This window comes from Ruegeria sp. O11 (genome assembly GCF_056535285.1).
This window is the reverse complement of record NZ_JBQERS010000001.1, coordinates 948,425-970,799: the sequence shown is the minus strand read 5'-3', so window position 1 is coordinate 970,799 and position 22,375 is coordinate 948,425. Positions and strand designations below refer to the sequence as shown.

Genomic DNA, 22,375 nt, shown 5'->3' with positions numbered 1-22,375 from the left:
CTCCGGGGTGTGCGAGGGGCTGGCCCCTCGCTTCCAAACTAACCACCAACGCCCCACTTTTGTTCCAACACCTCCAACGCTGCAATCCGCTCATCCGTTTTCGGGTGGCTCATCAGCCAGGCTGGTGCTACGCCTGCACGCTGTTGTGTCAGATCTTCAAGCTTGTGGAACAATGACTTCTGCGGCCCAATCCCAATTCCGGCTTTTGTCAAAAGCGCCGCGGCATACTCATCTGCCTCATACTCGTCGCCACGCGACAATCGCGAGGCCAACAGATGTGTCAGCATATTCGCGATCCACGCACCGATGAACGGAATAAAACGGTTCAACAGCATCATCAACGCCGCCCGCAGCGCATTTTGGCCGGAAAAATCGATCATGCGCCGCCGGGCGTGTCCCAGTGCTACATGTCCAAGCTCGTGCGCGATGACGCTCGCCATTTCTTCTGCCGAAACCTCGCCATTGTGAAACTTTCGATAGAATCCACGTGTAATGAAAATGCGTCCATCAGGGGCTGCCAGACCGTTCACCGGATCGATTTCGTAGATGTAGACTGGCACACGATCGATTTCCAAAGCTGCCGCCAATCGGTCGGTCATACGTTTGAGAGCGGGATCAGCCAACTCAGTCGATTTTGCATCCAGCTCGCGATGCGTGCGCCAAACGGAAATCCGATACATGACGACGGCATAGGCGATGGCCAGCAAGATGGGTGTTAATCGGAGCATGTGTTAGATATGGGCGGCCCGCCCTGTAGAGGCAAGTCGCTATTCCAGATACAGGCCCGATTGGAGGGTGTTGCGTAGACGATTGCTACTGACTTGGCGTTGGCAACTGAAGGTTCGAGTGGAACTCGGAGAGCGACTGCTTAGTCAAAACCGCGCCCTTTGAAGCTTCGAAAAACGCATGTTCGGCCTCTTTCTCTGCGACCAAGGTGTCAATTCTCAGATCCCTCACATCGGCGCGCAGATCGTCGCGCGCCTCTTCATAGGTTTCTGCATCACGCAGTTCATCCTCAAGCGAACTGAGATCGTCTTCGTAATTCGGGTCTGCAGGATCGAGCGCGGCGATGTCATCAGCGATGTCTTCGCTGCTGCGGCCATCATAGCTTTCGTTCAGGTCACGCAGTTCGCGGCGCGCCTCATAGAGGTCATCGCGCAGGTCGTAATAGGTTTCCGCCGCAGCCTGATAGGTCGCGATCTTGCCCACATTGCTGTTTGCTGAGGCGTTGCGGAACGCCGGCGCTGCCGCCTTGGACGCATTCAGGTTACGCAGCTTGTCCGAGCCATAGGGATCGGTGATCGCCGCGACAAGCGGGTCGCGGTAATAGCGGTAGCGATCCTTCTTGCGATCGGAATATGGCTTGTCGTAGCGCAGTCGATAGTCGGTTTCATCATAGAACGTCTTATCATCCGAATAGCTGTAGTCATCAGGATCGTAAGGCACCGGCTGGATCGTTGCCCAGTCCTTGTGCCGGTAACCTGGCTGTGGCAGGTCGAGATAACCATGGAACTCGCCCAGCGTCGCCTTGGTCAATGTCCGCCCTTTCGAAGCGTCATAAAAGGCAGCCTCCGCATCTTGCAATGCGTCGCGGGTTTCGTATCTCAGATCCCTCACATCGGCGCGCAGATCGTCGCGCGCCTCTTCATAGGTTTCTGCATCACGCAGTTCATCCTCAAGCGAACTGAGATCGTCTTCGTAATTCGGGTCTGCAGGATCGAGCGCGGCGATGTCATCAGCGATGTCTTCGCTGCTGCGGCCATCATAGCTTTCGTTCAGATCACGCAGTTCACGGCGCTCCTCATAGAGGTCATCGCGCAGGTCATAGTAGGTTTCCGCGGCAGCCTGATAGGTCGCGATCTTGCCCACATTGCTGTTGGCTGAGGCATTGCGGAACGCCGGCGCCGCCGCCTTGGATGCATTCAGATTACGCAGCTTGTCCGAGCCATAGGGATCGGTGATCGCCGCGACAAGCGGGTCGCGGTAACGACGCGTGCTGGGTTTTTTGTCGACATGGCGCTTGGAATAATAATCTGTACGGGCAACAGGACGCGGGGAATGCTCGAGCGGAGCTACGGAAGCTTGACGGTAACTTTTCTTTACCCGGTTGGCACTTGTATTGGATTTCGATCGCGTGCGTTTTCCGAAAAGCTGCTCAACATCGCGTTTGAACTCTCGTCCAAAGCCCGCCAGTGTAGTTTCCCGTACCTTGCTGTTCTGTCCCTTATTCTTGTTCTTGGCCGACCGTTGGGATTTTGCATTCTGATTTTTATTGAATCTAAAAGCTTTGCCTGAGCGTCGAGTATTGAACTTGGCACCACCTGCATCTTTATCTGTGCTTTTGGCCCCATGGCCTTTACCGGATTTTCCTTTACCGCCCTTGGTGCCGTCATTGCCTTTGCCGGATTTTCCTTTACCGCCACTGCGGCCTGGTCCCCTCCCGTTACCATTGCTCTTGTCGTTCTTGGCATAAGCCGCATCGGGACCCAGCATAATGGTAGCGACAGCTCCCGATGTAAGAACCAGCGAAATAACCGTCAAAACAGACGTCAGAATATTGCGGAATTTGGAATTGGTCATCTCAGCCCCCCAGCCTCAAACCCTGCTCGGTATATCATGGATTTGAGAGAGGTGGGGAACTTAGCTTAGATTGTTTCCGGAGTACTCATTTTGGAGCGTGAATCATTAGATTTCAGCCTGATTGTTTCCCGTTTTCGACCAATCAGAATTCCAACGGCCCTAACGTGTCAGCTCCCGCATACCCTGTTCCAGACCCGCCAAAGTCATCGGCACCATGCGATCTTCAAAAATCTCGCGGATCATGCTGATCGAATGGGTGTATTCCCAATACTTCTCGGGCACCGGGTTGATCCATAGGTTCGATGTCCACTGTTCGCGCGCGCGCTGCAGCCAGACCTGACCGGCCTCCTGGTTCCAATGTTCATTTGCGCCGCCGGGGTAGGCGATCTCATAGGGGCTCATCGAAGCGTCGCCAACGAAGATGCATTTGTAGTCCGGCCCGTATGTGCGCAGCACTTCGTGCGTTGGCGTCTGCTGATCCCAGCGGCGGCGGTTGTCACGCCAGACACCTTCATAGAGGCAATTGTGGAAGTAGTAGTATTCCAGATGCTTGAACTCGGTCCGCGCGGCCGAGAACAGCTCTTCGACCACCTTGATATGCGGGTCCATTGAACCACCCACATCGAGAAACAAAAGCACTTTGACGGCGTTGTGCCGTTCAGGACGTGTTTTGACATCCAGATAGCCATGCTCGGCGGTGGCACGGATTGTGCCATCCAGATCCAGCTCTTCCGCAGCACCCTCACGCGCCCAGCGGCGCAGGCGTTTCAGGGCGACCTTGATGTTGCGGGTGCCGAGTTCAACCGTGTCATCCATGTTCTTGAATTCACGCTTGTCCCAGACTTTAACCGCGCGTTGATGGCGGCTTTCTTTCTGGCCGATGCGCACGCCTTCGGGATTGTAGCCATAGGCCCCGAATGGCGAGGTGCCTGCTGTCCCGATCCATTTGTTGCCGCCTTGATGTCGGCCTTGCTGATCTTTCAGGCGTTCGCGCAGTTTCTCCATCAGCTTGTCAAAACCACCCAGCGCCTCGATCTCGGCCTTTTCCTCTTCGCTCAGATGTTTTTCAGCCATCTTCTCCAGCCATTCGGCGGGAATATCGACGGCCTCGAGCACCTGCTCAAAACTGATTGCGTCCAGGCCTTCGAAACTTGCGGCAAAGGCACGGTCGAACTTGTCGATATTGCGTTCGTCCTTCACCATCGATACGCGGGCGAGGTAGTAGAAGGCTTCGACATCGTAGGTGGCGAGGCCCTTTTTCATTCCCTCCAGAAAAGTCAGGTATTCGCGTAAGGAAACGGGAATACCGGCGTTTCGGAGATTCTCGAAAAAGGGCAGGAACATATCTTTAAACCAATCGCACCAGAACCAGCGAGATCACCAGTCCGATTAGCGCAAAAGCGATCCCGTATCCGGCAGCATACTGGGCCATATCTGCACCGCTGCCATTGCGTTTCCGCGCAGTTCGAATGCCCAGCAAAGCCCCCAAAAGTGCCATGCCCAAAACCACAACCATATGCCGTTATCCACCCGTACCTGCGGCGGCCGCTTGCGCAATGTCTTGCGATACCGAGCGTGCCACCAATTCCGAGCCGAAGCCGTAGCGCGCCCACCCGATACTGTCCAGCCGAACGCTGCGTGCCTGATCAATTTGCCCAGACTGGCGCAAAGCTTCGGATTTCAGCAGCAACAAAGTCGCCAGCAGCGCGGCGTTTTCGGATCGCGTCATGACATCAATCGCATTGTTCAATTCGGGCAGCGCCTGCGCTCCTTGACCCTGCGCCAAGGCAAATGCCGCAGTCTGGGCTGTGATATGGGCGCGCTGGACCTCTGTCCCGGGTGTGGAACGCAGGTACTTCTTCGCGATGTCATATTGCCTCTGCGCGGCTTCGGGGTCGTCGAACTGCCCCATGCGCCCCAGCAGGTAATGCGGGTAGGCGCGGCGGTGGTCCGTCCAGCCTTGTTGTTGCCCGATCTGTGCCGCTTCTTTCGCGGCATTGACCCGCTTGGCGGTGCCCGCACCAGCCCCCAATGCGCGCTGTACTGCGTTTATCCAGGCGCGGGGTGTCTCGGTTGCCGGTTGCGGTGCAACGCGATCCCCGCGCGGGTTCAGGCGGCTTAGGACACCGGGCAAAACCGCCGCGACCTGTTCGCTTGTCATACCGTTCTGCAACTCGGGCGAGTAGGCCGTTCGCAGGATCAACATGTCGAACCCGGTCAGAACCGTGTGAAAGTTATCGTCGTTGAACACAGAATCCGGCAGGCGGTAGAGATCGTTCAGCGGCCCAAGGGCCTGAGCCAACTCTTCATGCAGGCAATCGCGAATTTCCTGAGGGCTGGCATCATAGGGGATGAAAATTCCGATCCTCTCGCGGCTGCGAAGTTCGGTCCAGTTGCTTTTCTTCTTCCGCCGGTCGCGGCGGTATTCTTCCAGGCTTGAAGAGTTTGGAACGACGAAACACGCAGCCTGCGGTAGGATGCGGCGGATCTGTTTCTGGCCTACAGCCTCGATGGTGATATTCGCCTGACCCTCTGGAATCTGTCGGATGTCGATCTTCGCTTCCCGTTGCAGCCGTGTCAGTAGCCGGCTCAGGTCGGTTTGCATCGTTGGAGGGGGTGTCCCAGTCAGGCGCACTGTGATCGGCTCGTCGAACCGAGTAAAGACCGGAAGTTCCGCGCCGCTTTCAAGCGCGAAATGCAGCGAGAGGAAATCGGCGGCGATATTCTTGTTTGAACGGGCAGGCGGGCTGGGACGGGCCGCACCGAAGGATTTAGACGGCGGCAGCGATGCTTCGATCACCTGGGTACGGGTCGGCGTCTCAATCCGGTCGACCGTGGTGCAGGCGGAAAGCGCCGCCAGAAGGAGGGTTGCGCCCAAAAGCCTCATGGTCGCTGATACTTTAGGAACGGCGACAACTTGCCGATGCGGTCATAGAGTTTGCGCGCGGTATGGTTGTTTTCCTGTGTCAGCCAATAGACTGAGGGGGCTTTCTGCCTGTCCGCTTCGTCGTAGACGGCTTGAATCAAGGCGCGTCCAACACCGGTTCCACGCGCTTCGGGGCGGGCATAGAGATCCTGCAGATAGCAGACACTTTCCTCTTTCCAGGCGTGGCGATGAAAAAGGTAGTGAGTCAGCCCGAGCAGCTGCCCATCCAGATCGGCGACAAAACAGGAAAAGTCATTCGGATCATCACCTAAGAGCCTTGCAAAGGTGCTTTTGTAAGTCGTATCCGGCACCTCGGTTTCGTAAAATGCAAGGTAGTCACGCCACATCTCCGCCCATTGATCCCGATCCTCTGGTCGCAAAGGGCGGATTGTGGGGGTGGTCGACATTGTCATGTTTCCTGCTCTGGAGGCCCGATTGTCGCGGGGTTTTTCGTTAACGCAATGCTGACATCCGAGCGTACCGATGACAAGCCGTGATCACCGCTTGCTGCGCGCCATAAAGGCCAGCCGTTCAAACAGATGTACGTCCTGCTCATTTTTTAGAAGCGCACCATGCAGTTTTGGCAGCGCGTTAACGCCGTCGCGCTTCAGATCCTCGGCACTTAAATCCTCAGCTAAGAGCAACTTCAGCCAGTCCAGCACCTCCGAAGTCGAGGGTTTTTTCTTCAACCCCTGTGTCTCGCGGATTTCGTAGAACTGGGTTAGTGCAGTGGTCAGCAGAGCGTCTTTGATGCCGGGGTGATGCACCTCGACGATCCGGCGCATCGTGGCCTCATCCGGGAAGCGAATGTAGTGGAAGAAACAGCGGCGTAGGAACGCATCGGGCAGTTCCTTTTCGTTATTTGAGGTGATGATCACGATTGGGCGGTTCTTGGCCCTGATCGTCTCGCCGGTCTCGTAGACGTGGAACTCCATCTTATCGAGTTCCTGAAGCAGATCGTTGGGAAATTCGATGTCGGCCTTGTCGATCTCATCGATCAGCAGAACCACCTTTTCATCGGCGTCAAAAGCCTGCCACAGCTTGCCCTTGCGGATGTAGTTCGACACCTCATGCACCCGTTCATCGCCAAGCTGGCTGTCACGAAGACGGCTGACGGCGTCGTATTCATACAGGCCCTGTTGCGCGCGGGTAGTGGATTTCACGTTCCACTCGATCATCGCCAGCCCCAAAGCACCCGCAACCTGTTTCGCCAGCTCAGTCTTGCCGGTTCCGGGCTCACCCTTGACCAGCAGAGGGCGTTCCAGGGTGACGGCAGCATTCACAGCAATGGTCAAATCGTCGGTGGCAACATATTCTGCGGTGCCTTTGAAACGTGCGGTCATTGGACCCCTCATATGGTGTTAGGGCGGTGTTTGCTTTGCAGGGGTTACAGAGGAGCAGGTGTTTTTACAAGCCGGGTCGCTGCGTCGCGCTGAGATGAATTCTACCGTGAGTTCAATCCCTCTCGGGCGATTCGCCTGCATCAAATTAGCCTGGTGGCTGAGAGTGCCCGAAAAACGCCATGTGATAACCACAGAAAAACAAGGTTTTGTTGTTACAAGTCTCATTATTAGAGCAGGCGGAGTGACGCGGCGACGAGCGACACGTTTGTGTAGTGACAATCTCAGCGCCGTCGGATACACGCTCCGCAGAAGGGGGTGCCGAATGTCAGCTAATACAACAGCAACAGACGTTTCAGGCCATACCGAGGGAGCAAATATGAAGCAGGAAGTTTTTCTGCCGGACGATTATCGACCGGCTGAAGATGAGCCTTTCATGAATGATCGACAGCTTGAGTATTTTCGCCGCAAGCTGATGGATTGGAAGACAGAACTACTCGCAGGCAGCCGCGATACGATCGAAGGGTTGCAGGACAACACCCGTAACATTCCTGATGTCGCCGATCGCGCAAGCGAAGAGACCGACCGCGCGTTGGAACTGCGCACCCGGGATCGTCAGCGCAAGCTGGTGGCCAAAATCGACTCGGCCCTGCGCCGTATTGACGAGGGTGAATACGGGTATTGCGAGAAAACCGGCGATCCGATCTCGTTGAAGCGTCTGGACGCACGTCCAATCGCGACGATGACCTTGGAAGCGCAAGAGCGCCACGAACGCCGTGAAAAGGTCCACCGCGACGATTGATCGCTGGATAATCAAGATAAAACATCAACGCCGGGGCATGTCGCCCCGGCGTTTTTGCGTTAAGGCAGGGCTATGAGGATCAACGGTCTGAAATTTGGCGTCATCGGCGGCGGCATAGGCGGAATCGCGTCAGCGATGGCATTGCGGCAGCGCGGAGCCGAAGTAACTGTTTTTGAGCAGGCAAAAGAACTTACCGAAGTCGGCGCTGGTCTGCAGATCAGTGAAAACGGTATGGTTGTCCTGCGCGCCCTAAACGTCATTGACGAAACGCCGCAGGCGGGTTTGCGGTCCTACGGAACGGTGCTGCGCGACTATCGGGCGGGCAGCTCTGTCAGCGAGGTACCTGCTCCCGCTGCAGGACCGACCTATTATTATCATCGCGCTGATCTGCTGGGATTGTTGTACAAAGCAGCGATTCGCAAAGGGGTCGAGTTTCGATTGGGCGCGCGAGTTTCACAGGTGCGTAAACATCCATCTGAAGCCGAGCTTGCATTGGAAGACGGCACCAGATTCTGCGTTGATTGCGCAATTGCTGCAGATGGTGGGCGAAGCGAAATCCGTGCTGGGTTGAATGGTCCCGAGGTGCCAGCCTTCACACATCAGGTGGCCTGGCGGGCGACAATCCCTTGGGCGCGTCGCGATCAAAAGCCTTGTGCTGTTTTGACCATGGGTCCGGGGCGGCATGTCGTGACCTATCCCCTTCGTGACCATACCTTGATGAACGTTGTCGCGATTGAAGAGCGCTCTGATTGGCAGGAAGAAGGCTGGCGGTTGCGCGGCGATCCTGCGGATTTGAGGGCGCGATTTAGTGATTTTGGCGGATTGGTTGGTGACATTCTCGGGCAAGTTCAAGACCCAAATATCTGGGCCTTGTTCCTGCGGCCTGTCGCGAGCCGCTGGCAAAACGGACGTGTTGCGTTGTTGGGGGATGCAGCCCATCCGACTCTGCCGTTTATGGCGCAAGGCGCCTGCCTCGCGCTTGAAGACGCTTGGATGTTGGCCCGATCTTTCGATGAGCAGTCTGGCATACGGCAAGCGCTAACCGCGTACGAGGCACGCCGCCGACCTCGGGCAAAGCAAGTAGTCGCCGCCGCCGGTGCAAATGCGCGCAATTTCCACCTGCGTGGACCAATGCGACTGGCTGCACAAGCCGCGTTGATGGCAATCGGCCCACGCTTGGCGCGGCGCTATGAATGGATCTACAGCTACGACGCGACGGCGTAAGCCATCAGATATCGAGATCGACCCAAACCGGCACATGGTCCGAAGGTTTTTCGTGCCCACGAATCTCGAAGTCGATCCGACAATCGCGCATCAGATCTGCTGCCTGCGGAGTCAGAAGGAAGTGATCTATCCGAATCCCGTCGTTTCTGTTCCACGCACCGGCCTGATAGTCCCAGAACGAATAATGACCCGGACCATGCGTGCGAGCGCGGAAGGCTTCGGTAAAGCCCAAGTTCAAGATTTTTCGAAATGCAGCGCGGCTTTCGGGCCGAAAAAGAGCGTCCTCGCGCCAGGCGTCGGGTCGTTTTGCATCCTCGGCTTGCGGAATGATGTTGTAGTCCCCGGCCATCAGCGCGGGCTCTTCGGTGGCCAGAAAATCGCGCGCGCGCTCATAAAGGCGCTCCATCCACGCAAGTTTGTAGTCATATTTCGGCCCCGGCACCGGATTGCCGTTAGGCAGATACAGCCCACAGATGCGAAGAGCTTTTTTCCCGATGACAGTCGCTTCGATCCAACGGGCCTGTTCATCGTCGTCATCACCGGGAAGGCCTCGGGAGACATCCTCCAACGGTAGTTTCGAAAGGATTGCGACGCCGTTGAAGCTTTTTTGCCCATGGGTTTCTACGTTATATCCGCGTTCTTCGAATAACTCGCTTGGGAAATTCTCATCAATCGATTTGATTTCCTGCAGCAAAACGACATCCGGCTGCGCCTCATCCAACCAGCGCGGTAGCGCCTCGGCCCGAGCTTTTATCCCGTTGATGTTGAACGTGGCGATTTTCATGCGCGATCCTCCGGTGCCATCCGCAACCTATCGCGCAGATTGCACCTGACGGCAAGGAACAGAACGGTCTAGCGAGGCTCTGCCTCGCGCTCCGAGGTATTTTGGGCCAGATGAAGAAACGGATTCCTAACCAAACTTGTAAAAAATGATTATGCGGTACAGGCGGAGGCGCCGATGACCGTGCCAGGTGAAGCTCTCCGACCTTGACAGTCAGAGAGCGGATCCCTCTTCATCTGGCTAGAAATACCTTGGGGGTGTGGGGGCAAAGCCCCTACTTTGGCTACATTGAGAAAGATGTACCGCAGCCGCAGGAAGACGTGGCATTGGGGTTCTCGATAACAAAGCGCGCACCGATCAGTTCCTGTGTGAAATCGATCACCGCATTTTCCAGAAATGGCAGAGAGATCGAGTCGACGATAACCTTCTGGCCTTTGCCCTCTAAAATCAAATCGTCTTCCTTAGGCTTATCCAGCGCAATTTCGTATTGAAATCCTGAACATCCACCGCCCTCTACTGCGACGCGCAGGGCCTGGCCCTGATCTGCGGCGCCAATCTCGGCCAAGCGATCAAAGGCGCGTTCTGTAACTATTGGGGGCAGATTCATGCCGGTCTCCAAAGGTTTATTTCCTTAGCATCGTACAATATATGAAACCTGAAGACAGGCGACAAGGACAACACCATTGGACAGAGCGGGTTTTGCCTCGGATCCGGGCCGCGCGCGGGGGCGATTGGTGCCGGAAGAAGAGAGCAGCTTTCGTTCATGCTTTCAGCGTGACCGCGACAGGATCATTCATGCCAGTGCCTTTCGGAGGCTCAAGCACAAGACACAGGTCTTTGTTGAGCACGAAGGTGACAGCTATCGTACCCGTTTGACCCACTCAATCGAAGTTGCGCAGGTGGCGCGGACGATTGCTGGTGCTTTGGGATTGAACCCGGAGCTGACCGAAGCGGTCGCTCTGGCGCATGATCTTGGGCACACGCCTTTTGGTCATACGGGAGAGGATGCACTGCACGCGTTGATGAAGCCCTATGGCGGTTTTGACCACAACGCACAGGCCATTCGGATCGTAACCAAACTTGAGCGTCACTATGCCGAGTTCGACGGCTGCAATCTGACCTGGGAATGTCTGGAGGGCATCGCCAAGCATAACGGTCCCGTCGTAGGCGAATTGCCATGGGCGCTGGCCGAGTGCAATCAGGGCTATGACCTCGAACTCAACACACACGCGAGCGCCGAGGCGCAGGTGGCCGCGCTTTCTGATGACATAGCCTATAACAATCACGATCTGTTCGATGGGTTGCGCGCTGGTCTGTTCAGCGATGACGACATTCAGCAACTTCCCATCATCGATGCCTGTTTTGCAAAAGTCGATCGCAGATATCCGGGTCTGGACCCATACCGGCGTCGCCATGAAGCGCTGCGGCGGGTTTTTGGCGTGATGGTCTCGGATGTTATTGACACGTCGCGCGCGTTGATCGCTTCCTCAGGGGCGCAATCGGTCGAGGATATTCGGAATCTGGGCTATCCGGTCATTCAGTTCTCAGATGAGTTATGGGCTCAGCTCAAACAAATCCGGGCGTTTCTATTTTCGCGTATGTATCGCGCACCAAGCGTGATGCAAGTGCGAACCAAGGTCAGCAAGGTGGTCGAAGAGCTCTTTCCGATTTATCTTGCCGACCCGAAGCAGATGCCTGGGCACTGGCACGGCGATATCGAGGCGGCGGCTGACGAAACGGCGTTGGCGCGGATCGTCTCGGATTATATCGCGGGTATGACGGACAGGTTTGCGCTGCAGGACCATGCCCGCCTGACCGGAGATCATTCAATCGCGATATAGGCAATGGCCCAGACTTGTTGGCTGGCCTGCATCTGAGCCAATTCTGCATCATCGGTTGGAGGGAAGACGATCATTGTGGGGCCATAGCCGCCGATTCCCATGGGCAAGCCGTCCGCATGGGTGGCTACAATCGGTTGATGTGTTTTGATGCTCTGCCAAGGGATTTCCGCCTGATAGCCGTCCATTGCCATGGGCAGGGCGGATTTACCCTCTGCTCCGGCCAAATTCATTATTTCGGACAGCAGTGGGCCTGAAAAAATATAGTCGCGCTGGCTCTCTGGCGGGCCATAGGGGATAGTGATCTCGATCTGCTCCAATCCCTCCAGCATGGTTGCGTCGAACCCGGCCGCTCCTGCGTGCGAGACTTCGAGGTAACCGAACAGGCCACCGTCATTTTCTGTTCGTGCGGGCAGGTTGGTCTCATCGACGGCGCCACCCAGTGTCAGAATGACGTGACCTTCGGGCGTCGATAGTTCGGCCCATGCGGGTATGGCGGCAGATAGAAGCAGGACTAAGGGCAGAGCGCGGTACATGGGGATCTCCGAGGCGTGTGTGGCGTCAGGCCCGAAACTACCCGGCCTGTGCGTTATGCCAAGTACAAACTAAGGGCGTCCATTGACCTTGCCGCGATGCGTGTTAAACCCCGCGACAAGTAAAAGGACATCCGAAATGAACCTGTTTTCCGAGATCCGCGGCCTTGTACTGGACGCGCTGGCGCAGATGCAGTCCGAAGGCGCGCTGCCAGAGGGATTGAGCTTTGACAACGTGGCGGTTGAGCCTCCGCGCGATGCAGCGCATGGCGACATGGCGACCAATGCGGCGATGGTACTGGCGAAACCGGCTAAGATGAAGCCGCGGGATATTGCGGATGTACTGGCAGGCAAGCTGTCTGCAGACGACCGGATCACCAGCGCCGAGGTGGCGGGCCCGGGCTTTCTAAACCTGCGGCTTGCGCCTTCGGTCTGGCAGGGTGTGCTGGCTGCGGTGCTGGAAAAAGGCACCGCTTATGGCCGTTCGACCATGGGGCATGGTCAGAAGTTCAACGTGGAGTATGTCTCGGCCAACCCGACCGGCCCGCTGCATGTGGGCCACACGCGAGGGGCTGTGTTCGGTGATGCGCTGGCAAGCCTGCTGGCCTATTCGGGCCATGATGTGACACGCGAATACTACATCAACGATGGCGGCGCGCAGGTGGATGTGTTGGCGCGTTCAGCCTATGAGCGGTATCGCGAGGCGAATGGTCTAAGCCCTGAAATTGCCGAAGGTCTATACCCTGGCGACTACCTGCTCCCGATTGGCGAGGCGCTGAAAGAGAAATATGGTGACAGCCTGATCGACAAGCCGGAAAGCGAATGGCTGGAAGCACTGCGTGAGTTTTCAACCGATGCGATGATGGACCTGATCCGCGCCGATCTAAAAGCGCTGGGCGTTGAGATGGACGTTTTCTTCTCAGAAAAATCGCTCTATGGTACGGGGCGGATCGAGGCGGCGCTGCAGTCTTTGACCGACAAGGGCCTGATCTACGAAGGCGTTCTTGAGCCGCCCAAGGGTAAAAAACCCGAGGATTGGGAGCCGCGCGAACAGACCTTGTTCAAGTCGACCGAACACGGGGATGACGTCGATCGCCCGGTCAAGAAGTCGGATGGTAGCTGGACCTATTTTGCCCCCGATATCGCCTATCACTACGACAAGGTGAGCCGCGGGTTTGACGCGTTGATCGATGTGTTCGGTGCGGACCACGGCGGCTATGTCAAACGGATGAAGGCGGCAGTGTCGGCTCTGTCCGATGGCAAGGTGCCGCTGGATATCAAGCTGACGCAACTTGTGAAGCTTTGGAAGAATGGCGAGCCGTTCAAGATGTCCAAACGGGCAGGGAACTTTGTCACCCTGCGCGATGTGGTCGATCAGGTCGGGCCGGATGTGACCCGTTTCGTGATGCTGACTCGCAAGAACGACGCGCCGCTGGATTTCGATTTCGACAAGGTGCTGGAACAAAGCCGCGAGAACCCGGTGTTCTACGTGCAATACGCCCATGCCCGCGTCATGAGTGTACTGCGCCGCGCGGCCGAAGCCGGGATCGCGGCCGATGATGCGACCCTTAAAGGGGCCGATCTGGGCAAGATTGATCACGCCTCTGAGCTGACTGTTGCCAAGAAGCTAGCGGAGTGGCCACGGCTGGTGGAAATCGCTGCGCGTACCAACGAGCCACACCGGGTCGCATTCTATCTCTATGAATTGGCAGGGGATTTTCATGCGCTGTGGAACAAAGGCAATGACGAAACTCAGCTGCGCTTTATCCAGGATGGCGATGTTGCCACAAGCCAATCGAAAATCGCATTGGCCCGCGCTGTTTCTGTTGTGATTTCAGCGGGCTTGGGTATTCTTGGCGTTACCCCGGCGCAGGAGATGCGGTAAACAATATCGCCCGAACCGCCGGTACGAGGTAGGCAAGAAATGACCCGCGCGCCATCTTTTTAAGGCGCGAAACGGGCGGTGAGGCGGATATGGCACGTTACGATTACTCGGGGCAGAACAGCTCCGAGCAGATGCATTACTCGAATCAAACGCACTCTGCAGATGCGTATGACTATCCTGACGAAAGCTATGGCTATGACGATGCGCCGCGCGCAGGGGCTGGGCTTGGTCGAATTGTGAACGTGCTTGGCGCGGTTGCGTCACTTGCGCTGGTCGCGGGTGTTGGCGTCTGGGGCTACCAGTTGATCATGCGCGACGTTAGCGGTGTGCCGGTTGTGCGCGCCGCCGACGGGCCGATGCGCGTGCAACCCGAAAATCCCGGCGGTACGCCTGCGGATCACCAGGGACTGGCGGTGAATGCGGTCGCCGCAGTTGGAACCGCTGCACCTCCGGCAGATCGGCTCATTCTGGCACCACGCCCTGTGTCGCTGACGGATGAAGACACACCGATGGCGACGCTTGAGGCGACGAATGCCGTACATGTGGTTGAAGAGCCCGCCACGGATCAGGCAGTCCTGCAGGCTTTGGCCCAAGGGCTCGCCGCACCTGCGCCCGCGCAGGAGCAAGAGCAGGGTGTGCAGCTGGCCTCGCTGGTTACCCCGGAGGAAGAGCCCGCGATTGATCCGGCGGACTATGCCGCGCAACAGCCTGACCCGAAGATTGCAGCACTGCCCGGAGTGCGCCGTTCGCTACGTCCGCATGTGCGCCCAGCTCGTGCAACTCCCAGCACAATCTCGTCCAGCAGTGCAACCGAGGCTGCAATAAACGCGGCCGTAAAGGCTGCCGTTGGTTTGGATGTTGACCCGGATACGCTGGCCAAAGGCACGCGTCTGGCTCAGCTTGGGGCCTACGAAAGCGCCGATGTGGCGCAAGCGGAATGGGCGCGTTTGAACGGTCAGTTCGGTGAGTATATGGATGGAAAACAGCGCGTTATCCAGAAAACCTCAAGCGGGGGCCGCACTTTTTATCGCTTGCGGGTCATGGGGTTTGATGATCTGAGCGACTCGCGTCAGTTTTGTGCCGCCTTGGTCGCGCAGGGTGCAGACTGTATCCCGGTCGCCGTCCGGTGAGATTCGGCGCTGTCATCACCGATGCCGAAGGGCTGCGCCTGACGCCGGATGAGAAAGCATTGTTCAAAGAGATGAACCCATTCGGGTTCATTCTGTTTGCCCGCAACATCGAATCCGCCGACCAGACCCGCGCTCTGTGCGAGGACTTTCGCGACGCTGTTGGTCGAAATTGCCTGATCACCGTGGATCAGGAAGGGGGCCGCGTGCAACGTCTGCGCGCACCCTTAGCCCGTGAATGGATGCCGCCGCTGGATGATGTCGCGCGTGCCGGAGATCAAGCCGAGCGTGCGATGTATCTGCGCTATCGCCTGATCGCGCATGAATTGCTGGAGCTGGGTATCGACAGCAACTGCGCACCAATGGTTGACTTGGCTCGCGACAACACACACGCGTTTCTAAAGAACCGCTGCTATGGATCTGATCCCGAACAAGTTTCTGCGATTGGCCGTGCTGTCGCTAACGGGCATTTGGACGGCGGAGTGCTGCCGGTTGTGAAGCACATGCCGGGTCATGGCTTATCAACGCTCGACAGTCATCACGACCTGCCTCATGTGAACCTTTCGCTGGAAGCACTGGAAGACGCAGATTTTTCGCCGTTCCGAGCGCTCAACGACCTGCCAATGGGAATGACGGCGCATTTGGTCTATGGCCAGATTGATCCCAGACCTGCGACCATTTCTGCCGGAATGATGACATTGATCAGGGAACACATTGGGTTCGATGGTCTGATTATGACTGACGATATCACGATGAAAGCGCTCAACGGCACGCCCGCTGACCTGGCCCGCCAGGCGCTGGACGCTGGGTGCGATGTGGCCTTGCACTGCAACGGGGCGTTTGAAGAACGTGCTCAGGTGCTCGAAGCCGCTGGAGTAATGACCGATGCGGCACAGGTCCGCGCAGATCGGGCGTTGGCCCGACGCCAGCCGCCACAGGAACTTGACATCCAAGCCGCCGAAGCGGAACTATCTGCCCTAATGGGCGGGCAGGTATATGCAGGATAACCTTTTCAGCGAAGACCCGGTCTCGGTCGCGGATCGGCTTGCGGCCGAAGCGCTGATTGTTGACGTTGATGGGTTTGAAGGGCCGTTGGACGTGCTGCTGACCCTGTCACGCACGCAAAAGGTGGATCTGCGCAAAATCTCGGTTCTGGCGCTGGCGCAGCAGTATCTGACCTTTGTCGAAAAGGCGCGGCAGCTGCGGATTGAGCTGGCGGCGGATTATCTGGTGATGGCGGCATGGCTGGCTTTTCTGAAATCCCGCCTGTTGCTACCGCCCGACCCGGATGACGAAGGCCCCTCGGGTGAAGAACTGGCCGCACACCTCGCATTTCAGTTGGAACGCTTGCAGGCCATGCGCGATGCAGCCGCGCGTCTGATGGCACGCGATCAGCTGGGTCGTGACTTCTTCAAACGCGGGCAGGGCGAGGATGTCACCCGTATCCGCACCGTGACCTATTCTGCCACGCTGCTAGACCTTATGCAGGGCTATGCGCGCATCCGCACTCGAGACGAATTCCGACCCTTTGTGATGGACCGCGATGCCGTCTTCACGATGGAACAAGCACTGGAGCGTATGCGCCCGCTGATTGGTTTTGCCGGTGCTTGGACGGATATGGAGACATATCTGCCCGAAGGTTGGGACGCCGATCCGGTGCGCCGCCGCTCGGCCACGGCTGCGACCTTTGCGGCCTCGCTGGAGCTGGTGAAAGAAGGACATATGGAGATGAAGCAAAGCGAGACATTTGCACCGATCCATTTGCGTAAGAGGACCGAAACACGTGACTGACGCCCCAGAAGAGACCGGCACTCTGTTTGAAGCGCCGCCATTGGCCGAACAGGAACGTATGGTCGAGGCCGTGTTGTTTGCCAGCGCCGAGCCGGTGACGATTGGTGATCTCGAAGCGCGGATGCCCCATGGCAGCAATGCTGCACAAGCAGTTGAATCGCTGCAAAAACGATACGAAGGGCGCGGTGTGCGCGTGGTGCGCGTGGGTGAGGCATGGGCAATCCGTACCGCACCCGACCTGGGTTTCCTGATGCAGAAAGAAACGGTTGAGACGCGCAAGCTGAGCCGGGCAGCCATCGAAACGCTGGCGATTGTTGCCTATCACCAACCCTGCACAAGGGCTGAGATTGAAGAAATCCGCGGCGTTTCCGTCTCGCGTGGCACCATCGATCAGCTTCTGGAGATGGAGTGGATTCGGCTGGGGCGCCGCCGCATGACGCCGGGCCGTCCAGTTACATTTGTGGTAACGCCCGAGTTTCTGGATCATTTCGGTCTGGAAAACGCCCGTGACCTTCCGGGTCTGAAAGAACTGCGCGCGGCGGGGCTGTTGGAAAACCGGCCGCCTCCAGGCACAGTGCCGTTGGGTGAAGGGCAGGATCAGGATGAAGACGAAGATCAGACCGAGCTGTTCGAGGAAGAGTGATCAAACACCTCTTTTGTTGGCGTAAAACATTCCTATTGTAGTGCGAAGGAAACGGAGTTGAACCAATGAATGCCAATCGGATCATTGACATGATCGTGCGTCAGGTTTTGCGCCGCCTTGTGAACCGCGGGGTCGACAAGGGTATTGATATGGCGAGCCGGGCCGGTCGCAAACCAGGTCCGTCAGAGACCCAAAGTGATCCCGAAGCAAATCGTCAAATGCGCGATGTGGCTGGGCGCCAGAAGCAGAGCGCCAAGCAGATGAAACAGGTAACTCGGCAGATGCGCCGCTTCATGAAATTTTGATTGTTAGCTTACGGCCTTAAAATGCTTAGACAGCTTGAGGCCTTGCCCCTGATAGTTTGAGGCAATGCCCGCGCCATACAGTTGCGTCGGCATCTCAGCCATTTTCTCATATACCAAACGCCCGACGACCTGTCCGTGCTCCAGCACAAAGGGTGCCTCGTGGCAGCGCACTTCCAACACGCCGCGCGATCCTGCGCCGCCCGCTTCGGCATGACCAAAGCCCGGGTCGAAGAAACCGGCGTAATGCACCCGGAACTCGCCAACCATGGCCAGATAGGGGGCCATTTCGGCGGCATACATCGGTGGGATATGCACTGCTTCGCGGCTGACGAGAATGTAGAACGCGCCGGGGTCAAGGATGATGCGTCCGTCTTTGGTGCGTACCTCTTCCCAGTATTCCTGCGGGTCGTATTCGCCGATCCGGTCCAGATCGATCACCCCGGTGTGGGGTTTGGCGCGATAGCCAACTAGGTCGGTATCGGGTAGCTGCAGATCGACCGAAAAGCCCAACCCGTCCTGAATAACCGCTGGACCGTCGACCAGGGGTGAATCATTATGGAGCGCGGCCAGTTCTGCATCGCTCAGCACGGCTTGACCCTTGCGGAAACGGATTTGATTCAGCCGCATGCCGGGGCGCACCAGAACCGAGAAAGAGCGCGGGCAGATCTCGGCATATAGAGGACCAGTATATCCAGCGGGGACCCGATCGAATTCGGTACCACCATCTGTGATCGTGCGTGTCAGCAAGTCTAGCCGCCCGGTCGAGCTTTTGGCATTGGCCACCGCACTGACCTCATCGGGCAGGGCGAGCGATTCCATAAGCGGCACAAGGTAGACGCAGCCTTTTTCCAGAACCGCACCTTCGGTGATGTCGATGCGGTGCATTTCAAACTCGGCCAGACGATCTGCAACAGACCGTCCTTCGCCTGCCAAAAATGAGGCGCGCACCCGGTAAGCTACTGTTCCCAAACGTAGATCAAGGCTGGCGGGCTGCACCTGCGCAGGGATGATGTCCGGGCTTGCAGTAATCTCACCACGCGCGATCATCGCCTCAAGCTGCTGATTTGGGCAAACACCTGTCATTTCGATCCCCTCTGCTGCCAGAGCGGGATCTGGCCTATGTGCCATAAACGTCGGTGTGATTTGGTCGGGCTAGCAGGACTCGAACCTGCGACCTTCCGTCCCCCAGACGGACGCGCTACCAGGCTGCGCCATAGCCCGACGTTGAGGTGTTCATAAAGACTTTCCCGGCAGGGGCAAGAGGAAATCATCGCCTTTTTTGCTATCCCGCCGCCCGGTTTTCAACGCGATCCAGCCAACGGCGCAGGTCTTTCGCAATCGGTGCAATTTGGTGCAGAAGCTTGTCGTCATACTCTGCCCGGTTCCATGCCAATGATGCTATTCCACCCATAAGCGGAGCGGCGTCCATTGCATCAGGTTGCGACTTGGGTTGGTCGCTAATGTCGGGCTTTATTGGTGCCGGAGCTTGGGCGGGTTCGCCGAGATCCATGTTAATCTGGTTCGCAGGCTGCCCCGAGGACGCTGTGGTAAATGGAACAACCGTGTCATCCGGGGGCGAAACGGGCGGGCTGTCATCCAGGCTCGGTGAAAGTGAAGCAACGTGTGCAACGCCTTGTTCCCGCAGGATTCTCTGTACGCCTTTGATGGTGGTGCCATCCTCGTGCAGCAGTTTCTTGATGCCACCCAATAATCGCATATCATTCGGGCGGTAGTATCGCCGCCCACCGGCGCGCTTTACCGGCTTTACCTGCGTAAACTTGCTTTCCCAAAAGCGCAGAACATGAGCCTGAACTCCTAGCCAGTCCGCAACTTCACTAATGGTGCGAAAGGCGTCGGGGGACTTACTCATAACCAAACTGTCCTGAACTTACTTGCGGTTCCCTGCAGCGACGCGATCCTTCATCAGGTGCGACGGGCGGAAGGTCAGCACGCGGCGCGGCTGGATCGGAACCTCTTCTCCGGTCTTGGGATTACGTCCGATGCGGGCGGTTTTGTCCCGAACGCTGAATGTACCGAAAGACGAAATCTTGACCTGCTCGCCACGCACCAACGCGTCGGACATGTGGTTCAGAACGCTTTCGACAAGCTGCGCACTTTCATTGCGTGACAGGCCGACCTCACGAAAGACGGCCTCGCTCAGATCCATTCGGGTCAGTGTTTTATCGCCCATACTTTTTCCCCTGTTGATGAGCGAGCATATGGCGATGCGAAATTCACTGTCAATATCAATGAATTGCAGGCGGCTTCGTAAGCTGGATTGCGCCCATCACCAGCGTAGGGCAACCGCACCCCATGCCAGACCGCCGCCGATCGCTTCAGTTACAATCAGATCACCGGTTTTGATCTGACCGTTCTTTTTGCCTACCGACAAGGCCAAGGGAATCGACGCAGCGGAGGTGTTTCCATGATCCTGCACGGTGACAACGACATTTTCCATCGGCAGGCCCATCTTCTTGGCAGTGCCTTGAATAATGCGGATATTGGCCTGATGCGGCACAATCCAGTCGACATCGTCACTTGTCAGGCCTGCTCGCTCCAGCGCCACTTCGGCGGTTTTGGCCAGCTTCTCGACGGCATGGCGGAAGACCTGATTGCCCTGCATCCGCAAGTGGCCGGTTGATTGGGTCGAAACCCCGCCATCAACATAAAGCAGGTCTTTGTATCGCCCGTCCGAGTTCAGGTCGGTGGAAAGAATGCCGCGATCATCAGAAGTGCCTTGCCCATCCTGTAATTCCAGCACAAGTGCGCCTGCGCCATCGCCGAACAGCACACAGGTGGACCGGTCGGTCCAGTCCATGATTCGCGAAAATGTCTCGGCTCCGATCACCAGCACGCGCTTCGCTTGTCCAGACAGGATCAGAGCGTTGGCATTGCAAAGTGCAAAGACGAACCCGGCGCAGACGGCCTGCACATCAAACGCAAAGCCTTTGGTCATACCCAACCGCGCCTGCACCATAGTCGCAGCCGATGGAAAAGTCAGATCCGCCGTCGAGGTTGCCAGCACAATCGCGTCGATATCATCTGCCGTCAGTCCGGCATCGGCCAGCGCAGCCTCGGCTGCTTTGGTGGCAAGATCGGATGTGGTCTCGTCCTCGGCTGCGAAATGCCGCCGCTCGATACCGGACCGGGTGCGAATCCACTCGTCCGTCGTATCCAGCGTTTTTTCGAATTCGGCGTTTGGTACAACGCGCTCCGGCAAATAATGTCCGACACCTACAACAACTGAGCGGCCTGCCATGCTGGGGTACTGCCTTTTTTGTTATTATTCCGATTGAGACACGGAATGGGCCGCATCTTGTGCAAGTGCGGCAGTTGATGCAACCCGTGCCGCCAATTTTTCGGCAAAGCCGGATTCTGCCAAAGTGAAAGCAAGTTTGACCGCAGCCGAAACGCCTGTCGCGTCTGCTCCGCCGTGGGATTTCACAACGGTTCCGTTCAGCCCGAGGAACACGCCGCCATTTACGCGACGCGGATCGATCCGCTTTTTAAGGCGGTTTAGCGATGTGATCGCCAGAATCGATGCCAAGCGGGACAGGGGCGAATATTTGAATGCCTCGCGCAGCAGATCACCGATCAGGTTCGCAGTGCCTTCGCCGGTTTTGATCGCAACGTTGCCGGTAAAACCGTCTGTGACGATCACGTCAGCCTTATCGCCGGGGATATCACTGCCTTCGACAAAGCCCACGAACTCAAAATTCGCCTGATCGGCAAAGTCCGAGATCATGGCGTGCGCCTCTTTCAATTCGGCGCGGCCTTTGTGCTCTTCAGTTCCGACGTTCAGCAGACCGATACGGGGGCGGCTTAGTGCCATCCCGTTGCGCGCGTATGAAGCACCCATCAGAGCGTATTGCAGCAAATCCTTGGCATCGGCACGCACATCCGCGCCGACATCCAACATTACGTTAAAGCCATGCGGGTTACGTGACGGCCACAGTATCGCAATAGCAGGGCGGTTCACACCGGGCAGCTTGCGCAGCCGCAGCATCGACATTGCCATCAGCGCGCCGGTGTTGCCACAGGACACCGCGCCGTGCGCTTCGCCTGCGCGCACTGCTTCCAGCGCCGACCACATCGATGTGTTCTTGCCGCTGCGCACAACTTGGCTGGGTTTGTCTTCCATCGTGACGACGTCGGGGCAATCACGAAAAACGACGCGCCCATCAAGGACACGTCGTTTGGCAACCAGCTTGCGCAGTTCCTGTTCCTGGCCGTGCAGGATGAACCCGATCTTCGGGTTCTTGTCCGCAGACTTGGCAATACCCGCCACAACGACGGCAGGGCCCGAATCTCCGCCCATAGCGTCAACCGAGATGATGATCCGTCCGGTTTGCGTGGGCTGATCCGTCATGCCTTGGCCCGCGTCCAATCAGGCTTAGGCCGCGTCTTCGTCCAGGTCGATTTCGTCGGCCTGAGCGACGACTTCACGATCGTCATAGTGGCCGCAAGAGGCACAAACATGGTGCGGGCGCTTCAGCTCGCCGCAGTTCGGGCACTCGTTCGGGTTTGCAGCAACCAGAGCGTCGTGTGCGCGGCGGTTGTTGCGACGCGACTTGGAAACTTTGTTCTGTTGGACGGCCAT

At 57.4% G+C, this 22,375-nt stretch carries 25 protein-coding genes and 1 tRNA gene; 9 read left to right on the top strand and 17 right to left on the bottom strand.

Going from position 1 to position 22,375, the window contains the following annotated elements; genetic code table 11:
• Window positions 1-38 precede the first annotated feature (38 nt).
• From ACRZ91_RS04850 to ACRZ91_RS04820, 7 genes are all read right to left on the bottom strand, one after another.
• Complete coding sequence (locus tag ACRZ91_RS04850) at window positions 39-728, bottom strand: M48 family metallopeptidase (protein WP_170540452.1); 690 nt, start codon at window positions 726-728, stop codon at window positions 39-41.
• A gap of 85 nt (window positions 729-813) precedes the next feature.
• The gene (locus ACRZ91_RS04845) at window positions 814-2,580 is read right to left on the bottom strand and encodes a hypothetical protein (RefSeq protein ID WP_480903012.1); all 1,767 of its coding nucleotides are present in this window, start codon (window positions 2,578-2,580) and stop codon (window positions 814-816) included.
• A 159-nt stretch (window positions 2,581-2,739) separates the two neighbouring features.
• Window positions 2,740-3,924: a vWA domain-containing protein gene (locus ACRZ91_RS04840; protein WP_480903010.1), complete on the bottom strand. Its 1,185-nt coding sequence runs from the start codon at window positions 3,922-3,924 to the stop codon at window positions 2,740-2,742.
• A 4-nt stretch (window positions 3,925-3,928) separates the two neighbouring features.
• Window positions 3,929-4,096, bottom strand: coding sequence for a hypothetical protein (locus tag ACRZ91_RS04835; RefSeq protein WP_170540334.1), 168 nt, complete (start codon window positions 4,094-4,096; stop codon window positions 3,929-3,931).
• A 6-nt stretch (window positions 4,097-4,102) separates the two neighbouring features.
• Window positions 4,103-5,467 carry a DUF2927 domain-containing protein gene (locus tag ACRZ91_RS04830; protein ID WP_480903008.1) on the bottom strand — a complete coding sequence of 455 codons (1,365 nt, stop codon included), beginning with the start codon at window positions 5,465-5,467 and terminating at the stop codon, window positions 4,103-4,105.
• A complete protein-coding gene (locus tag ACRZ91_RS04825) occupies window positions 5,464-5,913 on the bottom strand; it encodes a GNAT family N-acetyltransferase (RefSeq protein ID WP_170470839.1) in 450 nt (149 codons plus the stop codon). Before ACRZ91_RS04825 ends, ACRZ91_RS04830 begins: the two co-directional genes overlap by 4 nt.
• A gap of 90 nt (window positions 5,914-6,003) precedes the next feature.
• Window positions 6,004-6,849, bottom strand: coding sequence for an AAA family ATPase (locus tag ACRZ91_RS04820; RefSeq protein ID WP_480903005.1), 846 nt, complete (start codon window positions 6,847-6,849; stop codon window positions 6,004-6,006).
• A gap of 376 nt (window positions 6,850-7,225) precedes the next feature.
• Between ACRZ91_RS04820 and dksA the strand changes: the two genes are divergently transcribed.
• Both dksA and ACRZ91_RS04810 read left to right on the top strand, forming a co-directional pair.
• On the top strand, window positions 7,226-7,648 hold the full coding sequence (gene dksA / locus ACRZ91_RS04815; protein ID WP_010440598.1) for an RNA polymerase-binding protein DksA: 423 nt from the start codon (window positions 7,226-7,228) through the stop codon (window positions 7,646-7,648).
• Between the two features lie 72 nt (window positions 7,649-7,720).
• Window positions 7,721-8,872, top strand: coding sequence for an FAD-dependent monooxygenase (locus ACRZ91_RS04810; RefSeq protein WP_480903003.1), 1,152 nt, complete (start codon window positions 7,721-7,723; stop codon window positions 8,870-8,872).
• 4 nt (window positions 8,873-8,876) lie between these two features.
• Here the strand turns inward: ACRZ91_RS04810 and xth are convergent, their stop codons facing one another.
• Both xth and ACRZ91_RS04800 read right to left on the bottom strand, forming a co-directional pair.
• Window positions 8,877-9,656 carry an exodeoxyribonuclease III gene (gene xth / locus ACRZ91_RS04805; RefSeq protein ID WP_480903001.1) on the bottom strand — a complete coding sequence of 260 codons (780 nt, stop codon included), beginning with the start codon at window positions 9,654-9,656 and terminating at the stop codon, window positions 8,877-8,879.
• A gap of 280 nt (window positions 9,657-9,936) precedes the next feature.
• Window positions 9,937-10,260: a HesB/IscA family protein gene (locus tag ACRZ91_RS04800; RefSeq protein WP_480902999.1), complete on the bottom strand. Its 324-nt coding sequence runs from the start codon at window positions 10,258-10,260 to the stop codon at window positions 9,937-9,939.
• Window positions 10,261-10,336: 76 nt separating this feature from the next.
• On the opposite strand from ACRZ91_RS04800, the gene ACRZ91_RS04795 reads away from it, so the two are divergent.
• The gene (locus ACRZ91_RS04795) at window positions 10,337-11,494 is read left to right on the top strand and encodes a deoxyguanosinetriphosphate triphosphohydrolase (RefSeq protein ID WP_480902997.1); all 1,158 of its coding nucleotides are present in this window, start codon (window positions 10,337-10,339) and stop codon (window positions 11,492-11,494) included.
• Here the strand turns inward: ACRZ91_RS04795 and ACRZ91_RS04790 are convergent.
• Window positions 11,476-12,027, bottom strand: coding sequence for a putative pterin-binding protein (locus tag ACRZ91_RS04790; RefSeq protein WP_480902995.1), 552 nt, complete (start codon window positions 12,025-12,027; stop codon window positions 11,476-11,478). The two genes, ACRZ91_RS04795 and ACRZ91_RS04790, sit on opposite strands and share 19 nt — an antisense overlap.
• Window positions 12,028-12,163: 136 nt before the next feature.
• Here ACRZ91_RS04790 and argS point away from each other — a divergent pair, with 136 nt between their 5' ends.
• From argS to ACRZ91_RS04760, 6 genes are all read left to right on the top strand, one after another.
• A complete protein-coding gene (gene argS, locus ACRZ91_RS04785; RefSeq protein WP_480902993.1) occupies window positions 12,164-13,909 on the top strand; it encodes an arginine--tRNA ligase in 1,746 nt (581 codons plus the stop codon).
• A gap of 89 nt (window positions 13,910-13,998) precedes the next feature.
• Window positions 13,999-15,039 carry an SPOR domain-containing protein gene (locus tag ACRZ91_RS04780; RefSeq protein WP_480902991.1) on the top strand — a complete coding sequence of 347 codons (1,041 nt, stop codon included), beginning with the start codon at window positions 13,999-14,001 and terminating at the stop codon, window positions 15,037-15,039.
• Window positions 15,036-16,043, top strand: a complete 1,008-nt coding sequence (nagZ, locus tag ACRZ91_RS04775; protein ID WP_480902989.1) for a beta-N-acetylhexosaminidase — start codon at window positions 15,036-15,038, stop codon at window positions 16,041-16,043. Before ACRZ91_RS04780 ends, nagZ begins: the two co-directional genes overlap by 4 nt.
• Complete coding sequence (locus ACRZ91_RS04770) at window positions 16,033-16,827, top strand: segregation and condensation protein A (RefSeq protein ID WP_010440582.1); 795 nt, start codon at window positions 16,033-16,035, stop codon at window positions 16,825-16,827. The genes nagZ and ACRZ91_RS04770 overlap by 11 nt, the downstream gene beginning before the upstream one ends.
• The gene (scpB, locus tag ACRZ91_RS04765; protein ID WP_010440580.1) at window positions 16,820-17,470 is read left to right on the top strand and encodes an SMC-Scp complex subunit ScpB; all 651 of its coding nucleotides are present in this window, start codon (window positions 16,820-16,822) and stop codon (window positions 17,468-17,470) included. The genes ACRZ91_RS04770 and scpB overlap by 8 nt, the downstream gene beginning before the upstream one ends.
• A 65-nt stretch (window positions 17,471-17,535) precedes the next feature.
• Window positions 17,536-17,775, top strand: coding sequence for a hypothetical protein (locus tag ACRZ91_RS04760; protein WP_480651707.1), 240 nt, complete (start codon window positions 17,536-17,538; stop codon window positions 17,773-17,775).
• Between the two features lie 3 nt (window positions 17,776-17,778).
• On the opposite strand, the gene ACRZ91_RS04755 is transcribed toward ACRZ91_RS04760, so the two are convergent.
• The 7 genes from ACRZ91_RS04755 to rpmF all read right to left on the bottom strand — a co-directional run bounded on the left by ACRZ91_RS04755 (window position 17,779) and on the right by rpmF (window position 22,375).
• Window positions 17,779-18,858: a 2'-deoxycytidine 5'-triphosphate deaminase gene (locus ACRZ91_RS04755; RefSeq protein WP_260022561.1), complete on the bottom strand. Its 1,080-nt coding sequence runs from the start codon at window positions 18,856-18,858 to the stop codon at window positions 17,779-17,781.
• A 61-nt stretch (window positions 18,859-18,919) separates the two neighbouring features.
• A tRNA-Pro gene (locus ACRZ91_RS04750) sits at window positions 18,920-18,996 on the bottom strand.
• 61 nt (window positions 18,997-19,057) lie between these two features.
• Window positions 19,058-19,645 (bottom strand): MerR family transcriptional regulator, encoded by a 588-nt coding sequence (locus ACRZ91_RS04745; RefSeq protein WP_480902985.1) that lies wholly within the window; start codon window positions 19,643-19,645, stop codon window positions 19,058-19,060.
• 18 nt (window positions 19,646-19,663) lie between these two features.
• A complete protein-coding gene (ihfA, locus tag ACRZ91_RS04740) occupies window positions 19,664-19,966 on the bottom strand; it encodes an integration host factor subunit alpha (protein ID WP_008755922.1) in 303 nt (100 codons plus the stop codon).
• Between the two features lie 96 nt (window positions 19,967-20,062).
• Entirely contained in the window at window positions 20,063-21,034 is a 972-nt protein-coding gene (locus tag ACRZ91_RS04735; protein WP_170470817.1) for a beta-ketoacyl-ACP synthase III, read from the bottom strand.
• A 24-nt stretch (window positions 21,035-21,058) separates the two neighbouring features.
• A complete protein-coding gene (gene plsX, locus ACRZ91_RS04730; RefSeq protein ID WP_010440567.1) occupies window positions 21,059-22,144 on the bottom strand; it encodes a phosphate acyltransferase PlsX in 1,086 nt (361 codons plus the stop codon).
• A 24-nt stretch (window positions 22,145-22,168) separates the two neighbouring features.
• Window positions 22,169-22,375: a 50S ribosomal protein L32 gene (gene rpmF, locus ACRZ91_RS04725; RefSeq protein WP_008756996.1), complete on the bottom strand. Its 207-nt coding sequence runs from the start codon at window positions 22,373-22,375 to the stop codon at window positions 22,169-22,171.